This is a genomic window from Micromonospora carbonacea, from assembly GCF_014205165.1.
GTDB classification, from domain to species: Bacteria; Actinomycetota; Actinomycetes; order Mycobacteriales; family Micromonosporaceae; genus Micromonospora; species Micromonospora carbonacea.
This window is the reverse complement of record NZ_JACHMZ010000001.1, coordinates 737470-760987: the sequence shown is the minus strand read 5'-3', so window position 1 is coordinate 760987 and position 23518 is coordinate 737470. Positions and strand designations below refer to the sequence as shown.

General features: G+C 75.3%; 21 protein-coding genes, 2 tRNA genes and 1 pseudogene. 10 read left to right on the top strand and 14 right to left on the bottom strand.

The features are described from left to right. Positions 1–38 precede the first annotated feature (38 nt). The 5 genes from rsrA to HDA31_RS03480 form a co-directional block, all read right to left on the bottom strand. A complete protein-coding gene (gene rsrA, locus HDA31_RS03500; RefSeq protein ID WP_074472685.1) occupies positions 39–326 on the bottom strand; it encodes a mycothiol system anti-sigma-R factor in 288 nt (95 codons plus the stop codon). Position 327: 1 nt separating this feature from the next. After that, the gene (locus tag HDA31_RS03495; RefSeq protein ID WP_074472684.1) at positions 328–1161 is read right to left on the bottom strand and encodes a sigma-70 family RNA polymerase sigma factor; all 834 of its coding nucleotides are present in this window, start codon (positions 1159–1161) and stop codon (positions 328–330) included. 221 nt (positions 1162–1382) lie between these two features. Beyond that, entirely contained in the window at positions 1383–2000 is a 618-nt protein-coding gene (locus tag HDA31_RS03490) for an alpha/beta hydrolase family protein (protein WP_178066311.1), read from the bottom strand. Positions 2001–2217: 217 nt separating this feature from the next. After that, on the bottom strand, positions 2218–2610 hold the full coding sequence (locus HDA31_RS03485) for a WhiB family transcriptional regulator (protein ID WP_043965878.1): 393 nt from the start codon (positions 2608–2610) through the stop codon (positions 2218–2220). Positions 2611–2809: 199 nt separating this feature from the next. Continuing rightward, entirely contained in the window at positions 2810–3517 is a 708-nt protein-coding gene (locus HDA31_RS03480) for an SOS response-associated peptidase (RefSeq protein ID WP_178066312.1), read from the bottom strand. 149 nt (positions 3518–3666) lie between these two features. Between HDA31_RS03480 and aroA the strand changes: the two genes are divergently transcribed. The 4 genes and pseudogenes from aroA (at position 3667) to HDA31_RS03460 (ending at position 7987) form a co-directional block, all read left to right on the top strand. After that, positions 3667–4968, top strand: coding sequence for a 3-phosphoshikimate 1-carboxyvinyltransferase (gene aroA / locus HDA31_RS03475; protein ID WP_178066313.1), 1302 nt, complete (start codon positions 3667–3669; stop codon positions 4966–4968). A 166-nt stretch (positions 4969–5134) separates the two neighbouring features. Beyond that, the gene (gene rsgA / locus HDA31_RS03470) at positions 5135–6067 is read left to right on the top strand and encodes a ribosome small subunit-dependent GTPase A (RefSeq protein ID WP_221486887.1); all 933 of its coding nucleotides are present in this window, start codon (positions 5135–5137) and stop codon (positions 6065–6067) included. Positions 6068–6154: 87 nt separating this feature from the next. Beyond that, positions 6155–6973 (top strand): histidinol-phosphatase, encoded by an 819-nt coding sequence (gene hisN, locus HDA31_RS03465; RefSeq protein WP_178066314.1) that lies wholly within the window; start codon positions 6155–6157, stop codon positions 6971–6973. A 59-nt stretch (positions 6974–7032) separates the two neighbouring features. Next, positions 7033–7987: pseudogene (locus tag HDA31_RS03460) on the top strand (hypothetical protein). On the opposite strand, the gene HDA31_RS03455 reads toward HDA31_RS03460, so the two are convergent. Then, the gene (locus HDA31_RS03455; protein ID WP_074472680.1) at positions 7942–9144 is read right to left on the bottom strand and encodes a glycosyltransferase; all 1203 of its coding nucleotides are present in this window, start codon (positions 9142–9144) and stop codon (positions 7942–7944) included. The pseudogene HDA31_RS03460 and the gene HDA31_RS03455 overlap by 46 nt on opposite strands. A gap of 172 nt (positions 9145–9316) precedes the next feature. Between HDA31_RS03455 and HDA31_RS03450 the strand changes: the two genes are divergently transcribed. The 3 genes from HDA31_RS03450 to HDA31_RS03440 are packed head-to-tail and all read left to right on the top strand — an operon-like array spanning position 9317 to position 11797. Further along, entirely contained in the window at positions 9317–10315 is a 999-nt protein-coding gene (locus HDA31_RS03450; RefSeq protein ID WP_178066315.1) for an SDR family oxidoreductase, read from the top strand. Continuing rightward, entirely contained in the window at positions 10315–11166 is an 852-nt protein-coding gene (locus HDA31_RS03445) for an ATP-binding protein (RefSeq protein ID WP_074472678.1), read from the top strand. Before HDA31_RS03450 ends, HDA31_RS03445 begins: the two co-directional genes overlap by 1 nt. 58 nt (positions 11167–11224) lie before the next feature. Beyond that, entirely contained in the window at positions 11225–11797 is a 573-nt protein-coding gene (locus HDA31_RS03440) for a DUF5709 domain-containing protein (RefSeq protein ID WP_178066316.1), read from the top strand. Between the two features lie 66 nt (positions 11798–11863). Here HDA31_RS03440 and HDA31_RS03435 read toward each other — a convergent pair whose 3' ends face one another. Together HDA31_RS03435 and macS are read right to left on the bottom strand one after the other, a co-directional pair. Next, positions 11864–12529 carry a response regulator gene (locus HDA31_RS03435; protein ID WP_178067805.1) on the bottom strand — a complete coding sequence of 222 codons (666 nt, stop codon included), beginning with the start codon at positions 12527–12529 and terminating at the stop codon, positions 11864–11866. Between the two features lie 32 nt (positions 12530–12561). Continuing rightward, complete coding sequence (gene macS / locus HDA31_RS03430) at positions 12562–13695, bottom strand: MacS family sensor histidine kinase (RefSeq protein WP_246384125.1); 1134 nt, start codon at positions 13693–13695, stop codon at positions 12562–12564. Between the two features lie 122 nt (positions 13696–13817). On the opposite strand from macS, the gene HDA31_RS03425 reads away from it, so the two are divergent. Then, positions 13818–14249 carry an ATP-binding protein gene (locus HDA31_RS03425; RefSeq protein WP_246384128.1) on the top strand — a complete coding sequence of 144 codons (432 nt, stop codon included), beginning with the start codon at positions 13818–13820 and terminating at the stop codon, positions 14247–14249. Between the two features lie 65 nt (positions 14250–14314). Next, a complete protein-coding gene (gene glpK, locus HDA31_RS03420; protein WP_178066318.1) occupies positions 14315–15802 on the top strand; it encodes a glycerol kinase GlpK in 1488 nt (495 codons plus the stop codon). 21 nt (positions 15803–15823) lie between these two features. On the opposite strand, the gene HDA31_RS03415 is transcribed toward glpK, so the two are convergent. Then, a complete protein-coding gene (locus tag HDA31_RS03415) occupies positions 15824–16657 on the bottom strand; it encodes a phosphoribosylaminoimidazolesuccinocarboxamide synthase (protein WP_178066319.1) in 834 nt (277 codons plus the stop codon). A 127-nt stretch (positions 16658–16784) separates the two neighbouring features. Here HDA31_RS03415 and HDA31_RS03410 point away from each other — a divergent pair, with 127 nt between their 5' ends. Next, positions 16785–18116: an ABC transporter substrate-binding protein gene (locus HDA31_RS03410; RefSeq protein WP_246384130.1), complete on the top strand. Its 1332-nt coding sequence runs from the start codon at positions 16785–16787 to the stop codon at positions 18114–18116. Between the two features lie 302 nt (positions 18117–18418). Here the strand turns inward: HDA31_RS03410 and HDA31_RS03405 are convergent, their stop codons facing one another. The 5 genes from HDA31_RS03405 to HDA31_RS03385 form a co-directional block, all read right to left on the bottom strand. Then, positions 18419–18670 (bottom strand): hypothetical protein, encoded by a 252-nt coding sequence (locus HDA31_RS03405; protein WP_074472671.1) that lies wholly within the window; start codon positions 18668–18670, stop codon positions 18419–18421. 232 nt (positions 18671–18902) lie between these two features. Beyond that, positions 18903–18976: transfer RNA gene (locus HDA31_RS03400), tRNA-Met, on the bottom strand. A gap of 267 nt (positions 18977–19243) precedes the next feature. Further along, a tRNA-Met gene (locus HDA31_RS03395) sits at positions 19244–19317 on the bottom strand. Between the two features lie 72 nt (positions 19318–19389). Further along, positions 19390–22380: a UPF0182 family membrane protein gene (locus HDA31_RS03390; RefSeq protein WP_221486546.1), complete on the bottom strand. Its 2991-nt coding sequence runs from the start codon at positions 22378–22380 to the stop codon at positions 19390–19392. 122 nt (positions 22381–22502) lie between these two features. Beyond that, positions 22503–23516 (bottom strand): YlbL family protein, encoded by a 1014-nt coding sequence (locus HDA31_RS03385; RefSeq protein WP_176734750.1) that lies wholly within the window; start codon positions 23514–23516, stop codon positions 22503–22505. Positions 23517–23518: the final 2 nt, after the last annotated feature.

Sequence of the window (23518 nt, the reverse complement as noted above, 5' to 3'; positions counted from 1 at the left end):
TCGACCCGGGCCACCGGCACGTCCAGGCACGCCGGCCGTCAGTCGGCCAGCTCCCGGGACTCGCTCGTCTCGAAGACCACCAGCTCGGTGAGGCGGACCCGCAGCCGCTCGCGCAACTGCTCGGGCGCGGTCTCGTTGCCGCAGCAGCGGGCGACCAGCGCCTTCACCTCCTGCTCCAGGCCGTACTCCCGCAGGCACGGCCCGCACTCGTCGAGGTGCCGCCGGATCAGCGTCCGGCGCTCCTCGGCGCACTCCAGGTCGAGGTAGAAGTAGACCTCCGCGAGCACCTCACGGCAGTCCGTCTCGTGCGGCTTCCCACAGCTCACGTCACACCTCCCGGCCGGCGGCGGCGGTCGAGCCCTTCGGGGACCGCGCAGCGCTGAAACCGCGCTCGGCGGCGTAGCCCTCGAGCAGCTTGCGCAGATTACGACGACCCCGGTGCAACCGCGACATCACCGTGCCGATGGGCGTGCCCATGATGTCGGCCACCTCCTTGTAGGAGAAGCCCTCGACGTCGGTGAGGTAGACCGCCAGGCGGAACTCCTCCGGCAACTGCTGGAGGGCCTCCTTGACGTCGCTGTCGGGCAGCCGGTCGAGCGCCTCGGTCTCGGCCGAACGCAGCCCGCTGGAGGTGTGCGACTCGGCCTCGGCGAGCTGCCAGTCGGTGATCTCCTCGGTCGGCGCCTGGATGGGCTGGCGCTGCCGTTTGCGGTAGGAGTTGATGTAGGTGTTGGTCAGGATCCGGTACAGCCAGGCCTTCAGGTTGGTGCCCTGCTCGAACTGGTGGAAGGCCGCGTACGCCTTCAGGTACGTCTCCTGGACCAGGTCCTCGGCATCCGCCGGGTTGCGGGTCATCCGCAGCCCGGCAGCGTAGAGCTGGTCGACGAATGGCATCGCGTCCCGCTCGAAGCGGGCCCTGCGCTCGTCCGTCTTCTCGGTGGTCAACCGCACATCCCCTCGCGTCGGATGCTTTCCCGCCGAGGATACGCGCCGGGCAGTGCCCGCAGATTCACTTTCGGCCGGTGTGCTGGTCCTCACCGCCCCGGGCCACCCCGGCCCGGCCGGCCCCGCCACCGCGGGCCAGTCCGGTCCGCCCAGCAGCCTTCTGAGCTGCTGCGCCTCCCGTTCGTCCCGTTCCCGGCTCCGCGTCTCGGTCGGCACCGGTCACACCCCCCTGAAGCAGAAGTCTCTTCCGTGGGGGTAACGCGGGGCGCGGGTCCCGGCATTCCGGCCCGCCGGCCCCGTTCCTGGTCCCGGCCCCGGCGGGCGCCGACGCTGGGACCAGGAAGGGCCTGGGAGGGACGGCGTCGGCCGCCCGGACCGGGCACCCGACACCATCGGAGACAACGAGGCGTACGGCCCCGGGTCACGGCCGGTGCGCCTCAGCGCGACGCCCAGCCCCGCCTACGCAGCCAGTCGACGACCACCGCGGCCGTGCCGGCCGGATCGCCGGCCAGGTCGTGCCGCTCGCCGGGCCGGACCACCACCCGCACCCGTCGGCCCGGCTCGGGCACGCCGAAGGGGTCGCGGTCGCCGTTGACCACCAGCGTCGGCAGCCCGGTGGCCAGTTCCGCCGCCCGGGAACGCTCGGGCCGACCGGGCGGGTGCAGCGGGAACGCCAGGGCCACCACCGCGTCCGCGCCGACGGCGGTCGCGGTGCGGCAGGCCACCCGGGCACCGCTGGACCGGCCGCCGACCACGAGCGCGGGCACGGCGGGGTGCCGCCGGCGCAGCTCGGCCAGGACCGCCGTCCACGCCTCGTCGAGGTGCCCGGCGGGGGCCGGCGCGCGTCGCCCGGCGACCCGGTAGGGCTGGGTCACCCGGCACACGACGAGCCCGGCACGGGCCGCCGCGTCCCGCAGCGCGCCCAGGTCCGGCGCGTCGACGTCACCGCCCGCGCCGTGCCCGAGCGCCAGCAGCGCCCTCGGCGGGCCGGCGGGCAGGTCGGTGTCGACCCGGGCCGGTCCGCGTGGGGTGACGATCTCGTCCGCGTCTCGCACGGGCCCATTCTGCGGGTCACCGCCGCGAACCGACCCGGCACGCGCCGGAGCCGATGGACGTCGCCGGGCCCGGGGCACCCGGCCCACGCCACCCGGAGGCGGGCGCGCCCGCCGTCCCACCCGGCCGCCGTCCCGTTGGTCGCCGCCGTCCCGGCGGGCGCTGTCGGACCGCCGCCGGCCGTCCCGTCCTTGCCGGGGGGCGGGACGGCCGGGGCGGTCAGCTCAGCGGCACCAGGGTGAGCAGCCGGTCCCGCACCGGCGGGCCGGCCTCGTCGGCCGCGTCGGGGTTCGGGTCGACCTCGCTGCGCCAGGCGACCAGCATGGCCCGGCGCTCGCGCGGGGTGGTGCCGCCCCACACGCCGTGGCAGTCACCGACCTCCAGCGCCCAGGCCAGGCACGATCCCTGCACGTCACAACTGCGGCAGAGCGCGACGGCCGCGTCGGCCGGCTCGTTGGGGGCCGGAAAGAACGTCTCCGGATCCACGCTCTGGCAGGTGCCTCTGGTGCGCCAGGCTTCGTCCTGCCGCCGTTCCCGCAACGCCCGCAACAGTCGCGGATCTCGTCGTGCGGCAGCCACCTCGTGCGGGCGGGGCATACGCGCCCGTGTCATCCACCCACCTCCCCCGTGGGACCGGAAAGATCGATGAGTGCCGTTCGCACCGTACGAATCGTCACCCACTACCGGCGCTGTGTTGTATCGCACTTTCAGACACCGGGACAAGAGTCTTCCGTAAAGATGACTAAAAGCTCAGGCGACGATTCGCCCGCAACTCTGGCAAATCAGCACGCGACAATGCCCGCGGCGACTGTCAGAAAAGCGTCACCTCGTCGGCCGGGGCGGCCGGGGCGGGCACCCGGGTGATCAACTCCGGCCCGTCGTTGCGGACGTTGCCGACCGCCGGGCCGACCGGGCGGATCTCCAGCCCCGCCAGCCACCCGGGATCGGGCGGGGCCAGCAGGGCGGCCGGCTCGTCGGTCGACCCCAGCCAGGACGCCCACCGCTGGCGGGGCAGCAGCAGGGGCATCCGCTCGTGCACCCGGGCCAGCTCGCCCACCGCCGCGGTGGTCAGCACGCTGAAGGTCAGCACGGGCCCGGCGGGCCCCTCCCAGACCGACCAGATGCCCGCCAGGGCGAGCACCGACGAGTCGGCCGGGGTCATGAAGTAGGGCTGCCGCCCGCCCTCGGGCAGCCGGACCCACTCGTACCAGCCGTCGGCGGGGACGAGGCAGCGCCGCCGGGCGAACGCGGGCGCGTACGCCCGGCTGGTGGCCACCGTCTCCGCCCGCGCGTTGATCATGCGGGCCCCGGCGGCGGGCGACTTCGACCAGGGCGGGAGGAACCCCCAGCGGCCGGCGGACAGGGCGCGGTGCCCCTCCGGGGTGAGCCGCACCAGCGGCACGGTCGTCGTGGGGGCGACGTTGTGGCTCGACCGGGCCCGGCCCTGCGTCTCGTCGGCCGACTCGAACACGGCGCTCAGGTCGACCGCGCTCCGGGTCGTGGCGTACCTCCCACACATGGGGCACACGCTAACGCCCCGGGCCGCGTTCGGCTGTCCCGCCGGGGACCGCCCCGGCCCGGGCCCGGCGTCGGGAGGCCCGTCCCGCCCACCGGGAGCGCGCCCGGGCGGCCCGTCCGGCGGCGGCCGGGGCGCGGCAGAATGTGACCGTGGGGAACACGACCGCGACCCGGCCGCTGCGGCCGTGGACCGCTCCGACCGCGTCCGACCCGGTGGTTGCCGCGCTGCGGCTGCCCGGCTCCAAGTCGATGACCGCCCGCGCGCTGGTGCTCAGCGCGCTGGCCGGCGGCCCCTCCACCATCGCCGGGGCGCTGCGCGCCCGCGACACCGAGCTGATGGCCGGCGGCCTGCGGGCCCTCGGCGCGCACATGTCGATCGCCGACGACGACCGCTGGCTGGTCCGGCCCCGCCCGCTCGCCGGCCCGGCGCACGTCGACGTCGGCCTCGCCGGCACCATCATGCGGTTCGTGCCCCCGGTCGCCGGGCTCGCCGAGGGGCGGATCACCTTCGACGGCGACCCGCAGGCCCGCACCCGCCCGCTGGGCCCGCTGATCGACGCGCTGCGCTCCCTCGGGGTGCGGGTCGAGTCCCCGGCCACCGGCAGCCTCCCGCTGACCGTGTTCGGCACCGGGAGCGTGGCCGGCGGCGAGGTGGTCATCGACGCCTCCGCCTCCAGCCAGCTCGTCTCCGGCCTGCTGCTGGCCGCGCCGCGCTTCGACCGGGGCGTGGTGGTCCGGCACGTCGGCCCGCCGGTGCCGTCCACGCCGCACCTGCGGATGACCGTGCAGATGCTGCGGGCCGCCGGGGCGGCCGTCGACGACGGCACCCCGGACGTCTGGGTCGTCGAGCCGGGGCCGCTGACCGGGCGGGGCTGGGAGATAGAGCCCGACCTGTCGGGCGCGGTGCCGTTCTTCGCCGCGGCGCTGGTCACCGGCGGCGAGGTCACGTTGCGGGGCTGGCCGCGCAGCAGCGCCCAGCCCGTCGAGCAGCTCCGCACGCTGCTGCACCGGATGGGCGGCGAGGTGGTCCTCACCACCGGCGGGCTGACCGTGCGCGGCACCGGCGTGGTGCACGGCATCGAGGCCGACCTCTCCGACGTCAGCGAGCTGACCCCGGCGCTGACCGCGCTCGCCACGCTCGCCGACTCGCCGTCCCGGTTCACCGGCGTGGCGCACATCCGGGGGCACGAGACCGACCGGATCGCCGCGCTCGCCCGCGAGTTCACCGGCCTCGGCGCCGACCTCACCGAGTCGGCCGACGGACTGGAGATCCGGCCCCGGCCGCTGCACGGCGGGCAGTTCCGGACGTACCACGATCACCGCATGGCGCACGCCGCGGCGGTGACCGGCCTGGCGGTCCCCGGCGTCGAGCTCGACGACGTGTCGTGCACCTCCAAGACCATGCCGGAGTTTCCGGCACTATGGTCGGCGATGGTGACCGGAGCGAGCTGACCCGACGGAGGGCGTCCTGGCGACGAAGCGGCGGGAGTACGACGAGGACGACGTACGGGTCCGGCCCGGGAGGTCGTCGCGCCCGCGGACCCGCACGAGACCCCGGCACGCCGACGCCGTCGACGGCTTCGTCATCGCCGTGGACCGGGGCCGCTACACGTGCGTGCTGCTGCCCGGCGGCGACCCCGACGCCCTGCTGGTGACCGCCATGCGGGCCCGGGAGCTGGGCCGCAAGTCGGTGGTGGTGGGCGACCGGGTGGGCCTGGTCGGGGACACCTCCGGGGCGGCCGGCGCGCTGGCCCGCATCGTCCGGATCGCCGAGCGCACCTCGGTGCTGCGGCGCACCGCCGACGACGACGAGAACACCCCCGAGGGGCGGCTGGAGCGGGTCGTGGTGGCCAACGCCGACCAGCTCGTCATCGTCAGCGCGCTGGCCGACCCGCCGCCGCGCACCGGGTTCGTCGACCGCTGCCTGGTCGCCGCGTACGACGCGGACATCGATCCGCTGCTCTGCCTCACCAAGGCCGACCTGGCCGGCCCGGAGCAGGTGCTCGGCTACTACGCCGAGCTGGAGCTGCCGTACGTGCTGCTGCGGCCCGACGCCGACCTCGACGCGCTGCGCGACCTGCTCGCCGGCCGGGTGTCGGTCCTGGTGGGCCACTCCGGGGTGGGCAAGTCGACGCTGGTCAACCGGCTGGTCCCCGACGCCGACCGGGCGGTCGGGGTGGTCAGCGCGATCGGCCGGGGCCGGCACACGTCGACCAGCGCGGTGGCGCTGCGGCTGCCGCCCCGCCCCGGCGTCGGCACCGACCCGGGCTGGATCGTCGACACCCCGGGGGTGCGCAGCTTCGGGCTGGCGCACGTCTCGGCCGACAGCCTGCTGCACGGCTTCCCCGACCTGGTGGAGGGCACGGTCGACTGCCCGGTGAACTGCCAGCACACCGCCGAGGAGGCCGACTGCGCGCTGGACGCCTGGGTGGCCGCCGGCAAGGCCGACGGGCGCCGGCTGGCCTCGTACCGCCGGCTGCTGGCCTCCCGGTCCGGGGAGGGCGATAGCCGCGAGCCCGACCAGCGCAACCCGGGCGTGCGCGAGGAGTGAGCCGGCGAGCCCCGCAGTCGCACGCGGAAGGCGGGCACGGCGACCCGCCGGCAGGAGCGTGACCGGGCCGCCGCTACCGTTTGCGGCATGACCGGGTACGCCGACGACCTCGCCCTCGCCCACCTGCTCGCCGACGCCGCGGACGCCATCTCCACGGCCCGGTTCCGGGCCCTCGACCTGCGGGTGGAGGCGAAGCCGGACCTGACCCCGGTCTCCGACGCCGACACGGCCGTGGAGCGGCAGATCCGGGCGCTGCTGGCGGAGCGCCGCCCCGGCGACGGCCTGCTCGGCGAGGAGTACGGCGGGCAGCCCCCGGCCGCCCCGGGCGGGCGGCGCTGGGTGGTCGACCCGATCGACGGCACCAAGAACTTCGTCCGGGGGGTGCCCGTCTGGGCCACCCTGATCGCCCTGCTGGAGGGCGACCGGCCGGTGCTCGGGCTGGTCTCCGCGCCGGCGCTGGGCCGCCGCTGGTGGGGCGCGCTCGGCGCGGGCGCGTACGCCGGCCCGGACGCCGCCCACGGCGCGCCGATCCGGGTGTCGGCGGTGGGCCGCCTCGCCGACGCCAGCTTCTGCTACTCGTCGCTGTCGGGGTGGGAGTCCGCCGGGCTGCTGGAGCCGGTGCTCCAGCTCATGCGGGACACCTGGCGCAGCCGGGCCTACGGCGACTTCTACGGCTACATGCTGCTCGCCGAGGGGGCCCTGGACGTGATGGTCGAGCCGGAACTGTCCCTGTGGGACGTCGCCGCGCTGGTGCCGATCGTGACCGAGGCGGGCGGCACGTTCACCGACCTGGCCGGGCGCCCCGCCCCGGGCGGCGACGCCGCGGTGGAGAACAGCGCCGTGGCCAGCAACGGGGCGCTGCACGCCGACATCCTGGCGAGGCTGGGTCGGCCGGCCGCGCGCTGAGCGCCGCCAGCCTCTATCCTCGCCAGGTGGTGTCCTCCGGTTGGTGCTTCCTGGCGGCGATGATCGTCGCGTACGGCTTCGCCAACCTCCTCCAGTCCGTCGCCGCGGCGCGGACCACCGTGCACCACACCTTCGACCCGGGGCTGCTGCTGCGGCTGGCCGGTCACCGCACCTACCTCGTGGGGCTGGCCTGCCAGGTCGGCGGCTTCGTGCTGGCCTTCCTGGCCCGCCGGGACCTGCCGCTGTTCCTGGTCCAGGCCAGCGTGGCGGCGGGGCTCGGGGTGACCGCGATCCTCGGCGTGCTGGTGCTCAAGTGGCGGCTGCCCACCGCCGAGGTCGGGCTGCTGGCGCTGCTCGTCCTCGGGGTCACCGGCCTGGTGCTGTCGGCGCAGCCGGCGCAGTCCCGGCCGCTGGGGCCCGCCGGCCTGGTCACGCTGGCGGCGGCGCTCGCGGTGATCGCCGTGGTCGGCTTCTTCGCCGTACGGCTGCACGGCGCGCCCGGGTCGGTAGCGCTCGGCTCGCTGGCCGGGCTGGCCTTCTCCGCCGCGGCGGTGGCCGCCCGCCCGCTGGCCGCCGTGACGAGCGTGGAGGGGTTCGTCCGGGACCCGCTGCTCTACCTGCTGGTGGCCCACTCGCTGGTCGGCCAGCTCCTGCTCGGCCTGGCCATGCAGCGCGGCTCGACCACGGCGGCGGTGGCCGCGATGGACGCGGCCGGGGCGGTGCCCGCCGCGATCGTCGGGCTGCTGCTGCTCAACGACAAGATCTGGCCGGGCCGGGAGTGGCTGGCCGCCCTGGGCTTCCTGGCCACGCTGGCCGCGGTGATCGGGCTGACGCGCTACGCCGAGCCGCAGCACCACCACGAGGTGGTCTCCCGGGAACGCGCCCGGGGGATGCTCCCCGCCGGCGCGCCGGCCCGCCCCCGCCGCTGACCGGCCGCCCCGGCATCGTGCACGCGGGCCGGTTTCCGGCTACGCCGCCTCGACCGGCTTGCGGCGCAGCACCACCCGCTCGTAGAGCCGCTCCAGCGCGCCGGCCGTGCGTTCCCACGTGTAGCTGCACCGGACCCGGTCCACGGCGGCGTGCCCGTACGCGAACCGGCCGGCGTTGTCGGCGAGCAGCCGGCGCAGGGTCATCCCGAGGGCCCGCACGTCGCCCGGCGGCACCAGCTTCCCGGTGACCTCGTCGACGACGGCGTCGGCGATGCCGCCCATCGCGTACCCGACGACCGGCACGCCGCAGGCCATCGCCTCCAGCGAGACCCGGCCGGCGGACGAGTAGTGCGGGGTGCAGGCCACCACGTCGGCCGAGCGGTACCAGGTGGCCATCTGGTCGTGCGGCACCGCGCCGACCAGCGTCACCTGCTCGGCCACCCCGGTGCGCTCGGCCAGCTCGCGCAGGCGGCGCGCCTCGGCGTGGCCGGCGAGCTGGTCGGCCGGCGGGCCGCCGGCGATCACCAGCTCGGCATCGCCGACCAGCCGCATCGCCCGGATCAGGTCGTCGTGGCCGTGCCCGGGCGTCAGGCCCCCGACGGAGAGGATGCGCGAGCGCTGGTCGCGCGGGGCCGCCTCGCCGTCGGGGTGGAACTGGTCGGTGTCGACCCCGGTGGGGACCATCGCCACGGAGCTGCGTTGCAGCCCCATCCGGGTCAGCTCGTCGACCTCGTCGTTGCACTGGGCGACCGCGATGTCCACCGCCCGGGTCAGGGCCCGCTCCAGCGGGATGCGGGTGCCCGGGCCGTCGTAGCCGGGGCCGAGGTGGCGCAGCTGCTCCACGCCGAGCGAGTGGAAGGTCTGCACGACGGGGATGTCGGTCTCGCGCACCGCGTGCGCGGCGGCCAGGCCGCCGACCCAGTAGTGCCCGTGCACCACCTCCGGGGACCACCCGCCGGCCCACCGGTCGGCCAGCCACCGCCCGAACTCGGACACGTGTCCGACCAGCTCGGCGGTGGGCATCGGGGCGGCCGGGCCGACCGGCGCCCGCTCCACCCGGTAGCCGTCGACCTCCGCCGTGGCGGGCAGCGCGGGATCGTCCCGGCGCTCGTAGACGTGCACGTCGTGGCCGCGCCCGGCCAGCTCGGCGGCGACCCGCGCGATGTGCTCGCGCGTGCCGACGACGGGGCCGTCGGCGGGCCGCGACGGGCCGGAGTGCGCGCACACTAGGCCGACGCGCATGGGTCACCTCCATGCGGTTCGTTGAGCTGGTGGGTCCTCCCGGTCAGAGGGTCCCATTAACCGCGCCGCCCGGAGCCGAAACCTGCCAAGTCCCCCGCCGGTCCGGGCCGCCGGCCGCCGATCCGGGCCGGGCCGCCGGCATGAGCGGGCCCCACCGGGGTACGGGCGTGGAATGCCTCTGACCCGCACCCTCGACGACGCCGTCGTCGTGCTCACCGGCGCCTCCAGCGGCATCGGCGCGGCCACCGCGTACGCCCTCGCCCGACGGGGCGCGGCCGTGGCGCTGGCGGCCCGCAGCGAGGACGCCCTGGAGCGGGTGGCGGCGCGGTGCCGGGAGCTGGGCGGGCAGGCGCTCGCCGTGCCCACGGACGTCACGGACCCGGTGGCCGTGGAGATCCTCGCCGCCCGCACGGCGGAGGAGTTCGGCCGGATCGACGCCTGGGTCAACAACGCGGCGGTGAGCGCGGTCGGACTGTTCGACGAGATACCGGTGCGGGAGTTCCGCCGGGTGCTGGAGGTGAACCTGCTCGGCGTCGTGCACGGCATGCGGGCCGCTCTGCCGTACCTCGCGGCGGCCGGCGGCGGGGTCCTGGTCAACAACGCCTCCGTGCTGGCCGAGGTGGCGATGCCCTACCAGTCGGCGTACAACGCCACCAAGCACGGCATCCGGGGGTTGGCCGACACGGTGCGGCAGGAGCTGCGGCTGACCGGGCGGGGCAACGTCTCCGTGTGCACGGTGCTGCCGGCGAGCATCGACACCCCGTTCTTCCGGCACGCCGCCAACCACACCGGCCGGGAGCTGGTGCCGCCCCCGCCGGTGTACCCGCCGGAGCTGGTGGCCGAGACCGTCGTCCGGCTGCTGCGCCGGCCGCGCCGCGAGGCGTACGCCGGCGGGGCCGCCCGGCTGCTCGGCGCGCAGTGGCGGCTCGCCCCCGCACTGGCCGAACGCGTCCTCGGCTGGTACGTCCACCGCACCCAGTTCGGGCCGGCCCGGCGGCCGGACAGCGCCGGGAACGTCTTCGTCGCCGACGCCACCGCCCGGCGGGACGGCGGGTGGCACGGCCGGCGGCGGCACCTGGTCCGGATGACCACGGCCTTCGGGCTCGCCGCCGCCGGCACGGCGGTCGGCACGATGGCGGCCCGGGCCAGGCGGTCGCGGGCGGACCGCTGATGAACTCGCCCGACCGGCAGGATGCGCCGTCCGTCGCCACGACGCACAATGGGACGATCATGCCGACCGACCTGCGCTGCGTGGTGGAGACGGACGAGTCGTCCGGAGTGCTCCGGCTGACGGGGGTGCTCGACGCCGCCGGCACCGCCGCCGTCCGGGACGCGCTGCTCGTGCGGCTCTGCGACCGCCCCGGCCCGGTGGTGGTCGACCTGACCCGGCTGCGGTTGACCGCCCCCGCCCGGGGGCTGTTCGCCGAGGTGCGCCGCGAGATCGCCGACTGGCCGGCCGCGGGGGTGCTGGTCGTCGACCCGACGGGGGCAGCGGCCGGCCCGGAGCTGCCGGTCTGCGCGACCCTGGCGGAGGCGACGGCGGCGCTGACCCGGGCACCGATGGCCGCGGCGACCACCACCGCGCTGCCGCCGGTCGTCGGCGCGGCCCGGCAGGCCCGGGCGCTGGTCACCGACGGCTGCGCCCGGTGGGGGATCGGCGCTCTGGCCGAGGCGGGCTGCATCGCGGTGACCGAGATGGTCAACAACGTGGTGGCGCACGCGCGCACCCCGATGACCCTGCGGCTGGCCCCCGGCGACGGCACGCTGCACCTCGGCGTGCGCGACCGGTCGCGGCGGCAGCCACGGTACACCGGGGTGACCCCGCCGCACCTGGCCGGCGGCCGGGGGCTGCTGCTGATCGACACGGTGGCCCGCCGCTGGGGCAGCACCCTGCTGCCCGACGGCAAGCTCGTCTGGGCGGTCGTGCACCCCGAGGGCGGGGACACGCGTCCCGACCCGGACGTCGCGCACCCGGACACCGGGGGCGCGCGGCCCGACGGCGGGCCGGACCGGCACGCTTGACCCCGCTTCGCCCGCCCGTGGCCGGTTACGGGCGGTGGGCAGCGGGTAGTGATCAGCCATGCGCGACGACGAGTACCCGACCCCCGTCTCCGACCCGGAGGCCGACGGCCTGCCCGACACCGCCGACGACGACTCGACCGCCAACGACGACGTCGAGACCGGTCGCGAGGCGGACGGCCCGGCGCCGGCCCAGCTGCCCGGCGACCGCATGCCCGTGGCGGTGGACCGGTACGGCACCACCGCCGAGGAGCAGCTCGACGGCGAGTCGCTGGACTACAAGCTCCAGCGGGAGAGCTTCGAGCGCCCCGCCGACGACCCGCTGGCCGGCCCGGTCGACCCGGACATCGCGGCCGAGGCGGACAGCGAGGAGGCCGCCGCCCAGGCGCAGCTCGACGCCGACGTGATCGACCCGGGCCCCACCTCGGACCCGCACTCCCCCGTCTCCCTCTACGACCACGGCCAGCTCGGCAGCGTCGCCGACGCGGAGGTGGGCCGGCTGGTGGAACCGGACGAGGGGGCGCACACCGACCTGGAGACCGACAACGTCGCGTACGACGCGGGCTCCGCCGGTGGCGGGGCGAGCGCCGAGGAGCTGGCGATCCACGAGACCCGGCCGCCCGGGGCGCACTGACCGGGCCCCCGCGCCCGGCCGACCGGATGCGCCGGCCGGTGGGGCGGTCGCGCCCGGCCCGGCGGGTCAGGCGTCGAGGCCGCGCTCGATCGCGTAGCGGGTCAGCTCGACCCGGTTGTGCAGCTGGAGCTTGCCCAGCGTGTTCTGCACGTGGTTCTGCACCGTCCGGTGGGACAGCCCGAGCCGCTCCGCGATCTGCTTGTACGACATCCCCTTGGCGACCAGGCGCAGCACCTCGGTCTCCCGGTCGGTGAGCCGGGGCGCGTCGGCGGGGCGGCCCGCCGGGGCCGCCCCCCGGTCCCCGGCGGCCCCGCCCGCGCCCGCCGCGAGCCGGCGGAACTCCCCGAGCACGAGGCCGGCCAGCCCGGGGGTGAAGACCGGCTCGCCGGCGGCGGTGCGGCGCACCGCGTCCAGGAACTCGGCCGGGGCCGCCGACTTCACCAGGTAGCCGGTCGCGCCGGCCTTCACCGCGTCCAGGACGCTCTGCTGTTCGCCGCTGGCCGAGAGCATCAGCACCCGCACCTCGGGCAGCGCCGCGCGCAGCCCCCGGATCACCTCCACCCCGGAGATGTCCGGCAGTTGCAGGTCGAGCACCACCAGGTCGGGCCGGGCGGCGGGGGCGACCCGCACGGCCTGGCGGCCCTCCCCGCTGGTGGCGACCACGAGGTGACCGGCCTCGGTGAGGTCGCGGGCCACCCCCTCACGCCACATCGGGTGGTCGTCCACCACCATCACCCGCACGCCGGGCGGGGCGTCGGCGGCGCTCACCGGGGCGTCCTCGGCACGGTCAGCTCGACCTCCGTGCCCGCGCCCGGCGTGGAGGTGATGGTGACCGTGCCGCCCAGGTCGGCGACGCGGCCCCGGATCGACTGCGCCACCCCGAGCCGGCCCTGCCGGACCGCCTCGTCGAGCCGGCCCGCCGGGATCCCCGGCCCCTCGTCGCGTACCGAGACCGTCACCGTCTCCCCCTCGTCCTCGATCAGCACCCAGGCCCGGCCGCCCGCGTGCCGGCGCACGTTGTCCAGCGTCGCCCCGGTCGCGGCGGCGAGTTCCCGGGCCACCAGGGCGGGCAGCGGGACGCCGGTGGCCGGCGCGGACAGCGAAACCGTAGCCGAGGCGTACCGGCCGAGCAGGGCGCGCAGGTCGAGGGTGTCCGGCCCGGCCGGGCCGGCGTCGCCGGGGGACGCCGCCCCGGCGATCAGGGCACGCAGGGCGGCCTCCTGCTCCCCCGCCAGCCGGGCCAGCTCGCCGGCCTCCCCGTCCAGGTGCGCGCCGCGCCGCTGCACCAGCGCGAGCACCTGGAGCACCGAGTCGTGGATGTCCCGGGCCAGCCGCTCCCGCTCCCGGGTCGCCGCCTCCAGCTCCACCGCCCGGTGCAGCCGCTGCTCGGCGGTCACCGCCAGCCGGGCGACGTGGCCGACCACCGCCCCCGCCATCAGCAGCAGGATCCAGCCGGTGAGGGCGGACTGGCCGATCCGCTCCCGGGCCGCCAGGTCGGCCGCGCACACCACCAGCGCGGCCACGGTGCCGCGCCGCCGCCCGCCGGAGACCGCCCAGGCGAGCACCGGCCCGGCCAGCCAGACCACGGCGAGGCTGGGCGCGCCGGCCGCGAGGGCCGACCGGCCGACCGCCCACGGGCTGACCTGGAGCACCCCGACCACGACGGCGAGGTCGGCGGCCAGCAGCGGCCAGCCCCGCCGGGCGGGGCGGGCGTAGCCGAGGGCCGTGGTCACCGTCCAGCCGAGCATCACCAGCAGGACGAGGCCGGCGACGACCGGGTGGGCGTACCCGCTGGCGTCGCGCGCCACGATCAGGCCGACGTACGCCAGGGCGGCGAACCGGAACACCGCGACGGCCCGCCAGAGCGGGACCTCGAATCCACCGGTCGTCGACGGCACCCCGACACGATGCCACACGCCCGCGCCCCGCCTGATCGCCTGCCGTCCGGGGCGACCCGCCCGCCACCTGCCCCGGGCACAGCGGACGATCATGGCTGCCCCGACCGACACGGCGTACGGTTGTGCCCATCGACACCACCCTCCTGATCGCCGAGGCCTTCGACCAGGCACAGGTGACCGAGCTCCGGCACTCGGTCACCTCCTGCGCGCACGCCGTCGGGCTGCGCGGGCAACGGCTGGACGACTTCGTGCTGGCCGTCAACGAGCTGCTCACCAACGCGGTGCGGCACGGCGGCGGGCGGGGGTGGCTGCGGCTGTGGCGGCAGCCGGGGCGCCTGGTCTGCGAGGTCGCCGACCACGGTCGGGGGATCAGCTCCCGGCGGCTCGACGACCGGAGCCGCCCCGCGCCCGAGACCGCCGGCGGCTGGGGCCTCTGGCTGGCCCGGGAGCTGAGCGACGCCATGGACGTCGAGACCGGCCCGGCCGGCACCACGGTCCGGATCGGCACGCCCCTCGGCCCGCTCCTCGACGCGGGCGGGCGCGTGTCGGACTGACACCGCGCCGGCCCGCCCGTCGACGATGGGCGGCGCCCCGGCGGCGGGGCGGGTACGGTGCTGCGGTGACCGGAGAGTACGTCGCCGCCATCGACCAGGGCACCACCTCGTCCCGGTGCCTCGTCTTCGACCGGGCCGGGGAGATCGTCTCCGTGGCCCAGCGCGAGCACCGGCAGCACTTCCCCCGGCCGGGCTGGGTCGAGCACGACGCCGAGGAGATCTGGGACAACGTCCGGATCGTCGTCCGCGAGGCGCTGGACGCGGCCGGCACCGGCCCGGAGCGGATCGCGGCCGTCGGCATCACCAACCAGCGGGAGACCACCGTCGTGTGGGACCGCGCCACGGGCCGCCCGGTCGCCAAGGCCGTCGTCTGGCAGGACACCCGCACCGGGCCGCAGCTGCGCGCGCTCGCCGAGGCGTACGGCGAGCAGCGGCTCTGCGAGCGCACCGGGCTGCGGCTGGCCACCTACTTCGCCGGCCCGAAGCTGCGCTGGCTGCTGGACAACGTCGACGGGCTGCGCGCGCGGGCCGAGCGGGGCGAGGTGCTGTTCGGCACCATGGACAGCTGGCTGATCTGGAAGCTGACCGGGCGGCACGTCACCGACGTGACCAACGCGAGCCGCACCATGCTGATGGGCCTGGACACCCTCGACTGGGATCCGGAGCTGCTCGACGCGCTCGGCGTGCCGGGCGCGATGCTCCCCGAGATCCGCAGCTCCGCCGAGGTCTACGGCACCGCCGTCGACGGGCCGCTCGCCGGGGTGCCGGTGGCCAGCGCCCTCGGCGACCAGCAGGCCGCCCTGTTCGGGCAGACCTGCTTCCAGCCCGGCGAGGCCAAGTGCACGTACGGCACCGGCAGCTTCCTGCTGCTCAACACGGGCGCGAGCCCGGTCATCTCCTCGCACGGGCTGCTGACCACCCTCGCGTACCGGATCGAGGGGCAGCCCGCCGTGTACGCGTTGGAGGGCGCGATCGCGGTCACCGGGTCGCTGGTGCAGTGGCTGCGGGACAACCTCGGCCTGATCTCCACCGCCGCCGAGGTGGAGGAGCTGGCCCGCACGGTCGACGACAACGGCGGCTGTTACGTGGTGCCGGCGTTCTCCGGGCTGTTCGCCCCGCACTGGCGCAGCGACGCGCGCGGGGTGGTCGCCGGGCTGACCGGCTACATCACCAAGGGGCACCTGGCCCGGGCGGCGCTGGAGGCGTCGGCGTGGCAGACCCGCGAGGTGGTCGACGCGATGAACGCCGACTCCGACGTGGCGCTGCGCCGGCTGCGGGTCGACGGCGGGATGACCGCGAACGGGCTGCTCATGCAGTTCCTCGCCGACGTGCTGGACGTGCCGGTGGTCCGCTCCCGGATCACCGAGACGACCTGCCTCGGCGCGGCGTACGCGGCGGGCCTCGCCGTGGGCTTCTGGCCGGACCTGGCCACCCTGCGCGCCCAGTGGCGCTCCGACGCGCAGTGGACCGCCGCGATGGCCCCGGACGAGCGGGACCGGGAGCTGCGCCAGTGGCGCAAGGCCGTGCAGCGCACCCTCGACTGGGTGGACTGACCGGCCGCGGGCCGGGGCCGGTCAGGACCAGGTGCGGCCGGTGAGCTTCTCGTAGACCTCGACGTAGCGGGCCCGGGTCGCCTCGATCACCTCGGCGGGCACCTCGGGGGCGGGGGGCCGCTTGTCCCAGCCGCCGCCGGTCGCCCAGTCCCGGACGTACTGCTTGTCGTAGGAGAACTGGGTCCGGCCCGGCTGGTACGACTCGGCCGGCCAGAACCGCGACGAGTCGGAGGTGAGCACCTCGTCGCCGAGGACGAGGGTGCCGTCCGCCGCCCAGCCCAGCTCGATCTTGGTGTCGGCGACCAGGATGCCCCGGTCGGCGGCCAGCTCCGCCCCCCGGCAGTAGATGTCGAGGGTGATCTGCCGCAGCCGCGCGGCGGTCTCCGCGCCGACCTTGTCCACCACCTGCTGGTAGGTGATCGGCTCGTCGTGCTCGCCCTTGGGGGCCTTCGTCGACGGGGTGAAGATCGGCTCGGGCAGGATCGACGCCTCGACCAGGCCTCTCGGCAGCGCCACGCCGGAGACCGCGCCGGTGCGCTCGTACTCGGCGAGGCCGCCGCCGGTGAGGTAGCCCCGCGCGACGCACTCGACCGGGACCATCTCCAGCCGCCGGCAGCGGATCGCGCGGCCGGCGAACTCCGTCGGCACGTCCGTGACGGAGACGACGTGGTTCGGCACCAGGTCGGCGAGCTGCTCGAACCACCACAGGGACAGCGCGGTGAGCAGGCGGCCCTTGTCCGGCACCGGGGTCGGCAGCACCACGTCGTAGATCGAGATCCGGTCGGAGGCGACCAGGATCAGGTCGTCGCCGTCGGCGTAGACGTCCCGGACCTTGCCCGAGTGCAGAAGTTCCACGCGCCCTAGTACACCACGGGCCGGCGGACGCCCCGGGACGGCCACCCGTCGGGCCGGCGGCCGTTGACACCCGCCCGCCCCGGCTGTGTAAATGGTCCGACCCCCGCCGGACAGACCAGGAGCACCCGTGCGCGACGCCCGTACCCCACCGCCCCGCACCGGCCCGGACCCGGGCCGGCGGCGGCTGCTCGGGGCGTTGCTCGGGGCGCCGCTCGCGGCGACCGGCCTCGCGGGCTGCGGCCGCCGGGAGGACGACCGCCCGGTCGAGGACGGGCCGGTCGAGCTCTCGGTCTTCTGGTACGGCACCGCCGCCCGGGCCGAGACGACCGAGAAGGCGCTGCGGCTCTACTCCTCCCGCAACAACCTGGTCAGCTTCCGGGTCACCTGGCAGGGCCTGCCCGGCTACTACGACCGGCTCGCCACCCAGGCCGCCGGCGGCAATGTGCCCGACCTGATCCAGGTCGACGACACCGTCCTCGCCGAGTACGCCCGGCGGGAGATCCTGCTCGACCTCGGCGGGTACGTCACCGACGAAAGGCTCGACCTGCGGGGGCTCCCGCCGGAGCTGGCGCGCTACGGCGAGGTGGACGGCCGCACCGTGGCGGTCGCCGCCGCCCAGACGACCGCCGCCCTCGTCTACAACCGCAGCCTGCTGCGCCGGCTCGGCGTCGCCGAGCCCCGCACCGGCATGTCCTGGCCCGCGTACGTCGACTGGGCGGCCCGGGTCACCCGGGCCGCCGACGGCCGGGTGGCCGGCACCATGGACCCGTCCGGGGACCACCGGGCGCTCTGGCTGTGGCTGCGGTCCGGGGGCACCGAGCTGTACCAGGGCCGGCAGCTCGGCTTCGGCGCGACCGAGCTGGTCGACTGGTTCGAGCTGTGGCAGAACGCGCGGGCCCGGCGCGCCACCCCGAGCGCCGCCCTGGTGGACCAGGCCGACGGCGGCGAGCCGGGACGGCAACTGGTGGTCACCGGCCACACGGCCGCGTCGTTCGCCTGGGCCCACCAGTTCCCCGAGTTCCGCCGGCAGACCCGGGACGAGCTGGCCCTGGCCGCGTTCCCCGGGCCACCGGCGGCGCAGTGGCCGCGCGCCTCGATGTACTGGGCGGGCTTCCGGGGCACCCGGCACCCCGCCCTGGTGGCCGACGTCATCCAGTTCCTCACCAACAACATGGACGCCGGCCTGGCCCTCGGCCACGAACGCGGGGTGAGCCCCAACCTCGCCATCCGCCGGTACGTGCGGGAGAGCCTGGCCGACCCGGGGCAGCAGGCCGCCGCCGCCCTCGCCGAGACCGTGGCCGACCAGCTCGGCCCGGCCCCCGGCCCGCCGCCGAAGGGGCACGCCCGGGTCCGGGCCCTGCTGGTCGAGACGGCCGAGGGCGTGCGCTCTGGCCGCGCCGGGACCCGGGCGGCCGCCACCCGGTTCGTCGCCCAGGCCGAGGCCGCCCTGGCCTCCTGACCCGCCGGCAGGACCCGCAGCCCGCCCGGGCCCGCCCGCGGGTGCCCGTTCTCGGGTGCCCGCCGGCCCCGGGCGCCCGCTTTCGGTACGCGCCCGCGGGTGGCCGCCCTCGGGTGGCCGCCCTCGGGTCACCGCCGGCAAGATCGTGCTCAATCGCGGATCGAGTGGCCTCCGAGTGGCCGGAGGCCACTCTTTCCCGGTTCGAGCGCGATGTTGGGCACGCGGACGCGGGGCGGGCCGGGCACACGGGCCCGGGCCGGGCACACGGGCCCGGGCCGGGCCGGGTCCACGGGCCGCCGGAGTCAGCGCGGCGGGCGGTTGCGCCGGTTGCGCATGAGCAGGACCACCAGCAGGACGATCCCGCCGACGACGACCAGGCAGCACAGCAGCCCGAGGAAGCCGATGCCGCCGCCCCTCGACCGCCGCTTGGCGGCCTCCACCACGAGCTCACCCGTGCCGGTGGACGCCCAGGCCGCGACCGGGACGAAGACCGACAGCACGACCGCACCGAGGACCGTGCTGAGCCGGCCCCACCACTTGTTCCACGAAGACATGCCCCCATCCTCGCCGAGGAACGCAAGTGGAGCACGCGGGACGGCCGGGGATTCGCCGGACGGCGTGCCCGGCGGCGCGCGGAGCCTCGCGGCGGGGTGTGGAGAGGGGCAGCGCGTGCGGCGGAAAGGCGAAGGGCCCGCGCATGCGGGGCGGGAAAGGCGAAGGGCCCGCGCATGCGGGGTGGGAAAGGCGAAGGGCCCCGGAGCGAACTCCGGGGCCCTTCCGAACGAGTAGCGGGGACAGGATTTGAACCTGCGACCTCTGGGTTATGAGCCCAGCGAGCTACCGAGCTGCTCCACCCCGCGTCGGCTCACAAAGCTTAGCGCATCCCCGCGGCGGAGATCAGCGGCCCCCCGAAAGCCCGCCGCCGGACCACCGCACCGCAGCTCAGCCCGGCCGCCGACCGGCGCAGCACCGGACCACCGAACCCCCAGGACCACCGAACCCCCAGGAGCGCCGCACCGCCGGAGCGCCGGAACCGCCGGGATGCCGATCCGCCGACACCGCCCGACCGATTCGACACGGCCCACGCGAAAGGCCCCGGAGCGAACTCCGGGGCCTTTCCGAACGAGTAGCGGGGACAGGATTTGAACCTGCGACCTCTGGGTTATGAGCCCAGCGAGCTACCGAGCTGCTCCACCCCGCGTCGGCTCGTTAACCCTAACGCACCGCGCCCGCGGGCCGCAAAACGGCCCACGGGCCGGGGCGTAACCGCTGGTCATCCCCCTGCCGTCGCCGACGGCGACGGGGCGGAACCACCGCTGGGCGAGGCGGACGGCGAACCCGACGGGGCGGCCGGAGCGGTCGGGCTGGCCGCCTGCTGGGCCTGCTGGAACGCCGTCATCGCCTCGTCCAGGGCCTTGAGCGCCCGGCCGTACCGCTCGAAGTCACCGGACGTCTGGGCGGCCTTGACCTCGGCGATGGCCGCCTGCACCTTGCTCGCCGCCTCGGCCAGCTCGCCGGTCAGGGGCGGGGCGTTGCTGCCGTCGCCCGGCGGCGGCGTGCCGCCGGTCGGCGGCGGGGTCCCGCCCTCGGCGGCCTGCTTGCCCTGGTCGACGAGCTGCTTGATGCCGTCGGTCAGGTTGTTGGCGAGCACCACGTACGAGCCGCCGTCGCCGTAGGAGAGCAGCACCTTCTGCAACAGCGGGTACGCGTCCTGCTGGTTGCTCTTGACGTAGACCGGCTCGACGTACAGCATCCCGTCGCCGAACGGCAGCGACAGCAGGTTGCCGTACTGCACCTGGGCCTGGTTGGACGAGAGCAGGTTCAGCTGCTGCCGGATGTTGGCGTTGTTGGTCATCTGCTGGTGCACCTGCACCGGCCCGGAGATCCGGGTCTGGTCGGGCAGCTCCAGCACCTCCAGCTGCGGCTTGCCGTCGACGTACGACCCGGAGATCAACGCGGCGAGGTTCTGCCGCCCGTTCGGGGTGACGGCGGAGGTGAGCTGGAAGCGCGGCGCGGTCTGCCCCGGGAACTGCGTCCACAGGTAGTACGGCGGCTGCTTCTGCCCGCCGTCGGGGTTGTCCGGCACGTTCGGCACCTGCCAGAAGTCCTGCGCCGAGTAGAAGTCGCCCGGGTCGGTGACGTGGAACTTGGTCAGCAGGTTGCGCTGCACCTTGAACAGGTCGGCCGGGTAGCGGAAGTGCTCCCGCAGCTCGGCCGGGATCTTGTCGTTCGGCAGCACCAGGTCCCCGCCGAACGCCTTGTTCCACGCCTTGAGCACCGGGTCGGTCTGGTCGAACTCGTACAGCCGGACCGTGCCGTCGTACGCGTCGACCGTGGCCTTGACCGAGTTGCGGATGTAGTTGACGTTCTCCCGGGCGAGCTGGAACGTGCCCCGGCCGGTCAGCTCGTCGGTGGTCTCCGCCTGGAGGTTGACCCGCTCGGCGTACGGGTAGGTCGCGGCCGTGGTGTAGCCGTCGACGATCCACTGCACCCGGCCGCCGACCACCGCCGGGTACGGGTCGCCGTCGAGGGTGAGGAACGGCGCGACCTTCTCCACCCGGTCCCGGGGGTTGCGCACGTACAGCAGCTTCGAGTTCTCGTTGACGGCCTCGGAGAGCAGGAAGTTGGACTCCTGCTCCTTGATGGCGTAGAGCAGCCGGCGGGTGAACGAGCCGATCTCGACGCCGCCCTCGCCGGTGTAGGTGTAGTACTGCTCGCCGCCGGTCTGGGTCGGCCGGTCGAACTCGGCGTTGCGCTCCGGGTTGGCCTGCCCGACGATCGCGTAGTCCTCGGGCTCCATCCGCTCGCCGTAGTAGATGCGCGGCTGGGTGGCCGGGATCTGCTCGGTCTGCGAGGAGCACGCCTCCTGGGTCTTCTCGCCGAGGAAGCCCGAGACGAAGTACGGCTGGCCGCCGCAGACCACCTGGTTGGCCGGCGCGGCCACCAGCCCGTAGCCGTGGGTGTAGACGGTGTGCCGGTTGATCCAGGTGTTCTGCTGGTCGGTCAGCTCGCCGTAGTTGACCTCCCGGACGCCGACCACGTAGTCGGAGGTCTTGCCGCCCGCGGCGTACCGGTCGATGTCCAGCTTCGGGCCGAAGTCGTAGAAGCCCCGGACCTGCTGGAGCTGGGTGTACGTCTCGGAGACGAGCTGCGGGTCGAGCAGGCGGACGTTCGGCACCACGGAGGCGTCGGTGCCCAGGCTCGCCGGCGGCACCAGGTTGCTCGCCGCGTACGGCTGGATCTTCGTGTCGGCCAGCCCGAACGCGGCCCGGGTGGCGTCGATGCTCCGCTCGATGTACGGCGCTTCCTTGTCCTTGGCGCTCGGCTTGACCTCGAAGGTCTGCACGGCCCACGGGTAGATGCCGCCGATGGCGACGGCGGAGACGCCGAGCAGGGCCAGCGAGATGCCCGGCCACACCAGGTTTCGCATCACCGCGTTGGAGAAGACGATGATCGCGATGGCCACCACGACCGAGATGTAGGCGAGGATCTCCTTGGCCGGCAGCAGCGCGTTGATGTCGGCGTACCCGGCGCCGTAGAGCTTCGCGCCCTCGTTGTACTCCAGCAGCATGCTGCGCCGGTCGAGCACGTACGCCACGGCCTTGAGCAGGACGAAGACCGCGACGAGCGTGCTCAGGTGGGCCCGCGCGGCGTTGGTCATCCGGTCGCCGACGCCCTGCAGGCGCACGCCGCCGAAGATGTAGTGCACGGCCAGCGCGCCGAGCAGGGCCAGCACCACCGCCGTGAAGCCGACGCCCAGCACGTAGCGCCAGAACGGCAGCTGGAAGACGTAGAAGCCGACGTCGACGCCGAACTCCGGGTCCTTGACGCCGAAGTCGCCGCCGTTGCGGAACAGCAGCCACTGGTTCCACCGGCTCTGCGCCGACAGCCCGGCGAAGAGGCCGACCACCAGGGCGACCAGGCTGATCCACAGGCCGAGCCGGGGGCCGAGCAGCATCCGGTAGCGTTCCAGGGTGGCCTGCTCCAGCGAGTGCGGCCGCAGCTTGGGGCGCAGCCGGTGCGCCAGCCAGAGGTTGCCGCCGACGACCAGCGCCATCGCGAGGCCGACGACGAGGAAGAGCAGCAGCCGGGTGGCCAGCACGCCGGTGAAGACCTGTGTGTATCGCACCTCGTCGTACCACAGCCAGTCCGTCCACGCCTGCACCCCCCATCCGAGGAGGGTGAAGAGGACGAACACCCCGACCAGGACGCCGATGGTGACGCGTCCGCGCCGGCTCATCCTCGGCAGGGGGCTGCTACGCATGACCACTGTTTGGCTCCGCACGCTCGATGTGATCGGCTCCGACCAGGCACCCAGAGTACGGGGTGTTCCTGAGAGTGTCGGCCCACGGTCACGCCGGGCGGCGGGTCGGGCGGGCGCGTCGGTCAGCAGCGGGTGGGCTGGCCCCCGGCACGGAGGGTCTCCAGGGCGGTGAGCGCGTCGGCCAGCGACCCCACCCTGAGCAACGGCAGGCCGGGCTGCGGGTTACGCACCGCCTCCGCGCAGTTCGCCTCCGGCACCAGGAACACCTTCGCCCCGGAGTCCTTCGCGCCGACCAGCTTCTGGGCGATCCCGCCGATCGGGCCCACCCGGCCCTCGTCGTCGATGGTGCCGGTGCCCGCGATGATCGTCCCACCGGTGAGGTCGGCCGGCTCCAGCTTGTCCACGATCCCGAGGGCGAACATCAGGCCGGCGCTCGGCCCGCCGATGTCGCCGAGGTCGATGGAGAGGGTGAACGGGTGCGGCTGCTGCTGGTCGATCTCGACCCCGATGCGCGGCCGGCCGTCGGACTCCCGGCTGGTGATCCGGGCCGTGGCGGCGGCACCGGCGCGGGTGTAGCCGACGGTCAGGGCGGTGCCGGCCGGCTTGGCGCGGATCAGCTCGGTGAGCTTGCCCGCGCTGGTGACCGGCGTGCCGTCGACCGAGGTGACGACGTCGCCCGGCTTGAGCACCCCCTCCGACGGGCCGCCCGCCGTCACGGTCTTGACCAGCACCTGCACGGGGAACCCCAGCTCCCGCAGCGCGGCGGTCTCGGCGCTGGTCTGCGAGTTGCGGAAGTCCTCCTCGTTGCGCTGCTCGACCTCCTGCTGGGTCTCCCCCGGCGGGTAGACCAGCTCGCGCGGCACCACCGCCTCGTCGGCGGAGAACCAGCCCGCCAGCGCGGACCGCAGCCGCACCGTGGGCTGCACGCCGACCGTGGTCAGCCGCAGCTGGCCGGCGGAGGTGGACGTCGCCCGCCCGGTCACCTGGATGACCTCCTTGCCGTCCACGGTGCCGAGCGTGTTGACCGTCGGGCCGGGGCCGAGCACCACGTACGGGATGGGCGCGTTGAGCACGCCGAAGCTGAGCAGGGCGGTCAACAGGGCACCCAGGAGGACGGTCACGCCGCGACGTCTCATGG

Coding starts and splice junctions, on each gene's coding strand:
- HDA31_RS03485 (WP_043965878.1), bottom strand. CDS start 2,610: ATGACACGGGCGCGTATGCCCCGCCCGCACGAGGTGGCTGCCGCACGA.
- HDA31_RS03480 (WP_178066312.1), bottom strand. CDS start 3,517: ATGTGTGGGAGGTACGCCACGACCCGGAGCGCGGTCGACCTGAGCGCC.
- hisN (WP_178066314.1), top strand. CDS start 6,155: ATGACCGGGTACGCCGACGACCTCGCCCTCGCCCACCTGCTCGCCGAC.
- HDA31_RS03455 (WP_074472680.1), bottom strand. CDS start 9,144: ATGCGCGTCGGCCTAGTGTGCGCGCACTCCGGCCCGTCGCGGCCCGCC.
- HDA31_RS03450 (WP_178066315.1), top strand. CDS start 9,317: ATGCCTCTGACCCGCACCCTCGACGACGCCGTCGTCGTGCTCACCGGC.
- HDA31_RS03445 (WP_074472678.1), top strand. CDS start 10,315: ATGAACTCGCCCGACCGGCAGGATGCGCCGTCCGTCGCCACGACGCAC.
- HDA31_RS03440 (WP_178066316.1), top strand. CDS start 11,225: ATGCGCGACGACGAGTACCCGACCCCCGTCTCCGACCCGGAGGCCGAC.
- HDA31_RS03435 (WP_178067805.1), bottom strand. CDS start 12,529: ATGGTGGTGGACGACCACCCGATGTGGCGTGAGGGGGTGGCCCGCGAC.
- HDA31_RS03405 (WP_074472671.1), bottom strand. CDS start 18,670: ATGTCTTCGTGGAACAAGTGGTGGGGCCGGCTCAGCACGGTCCTCGGT.
- HDA31_RS03390 (WP_221486546.1), bottom strand. CDS start 22,380: ATGCGTAGCAGCCCCCTGCCGAGGATGAGCCGGCGCGGACGCGTCACC.
- HDA31_RS03385 (WP_176734750.1), bottom strand. CDS start 23,516: ATGAGACGTCGCGGCGTGACCGTCCTCCTGGGTGCCCTGTTGACCGCC.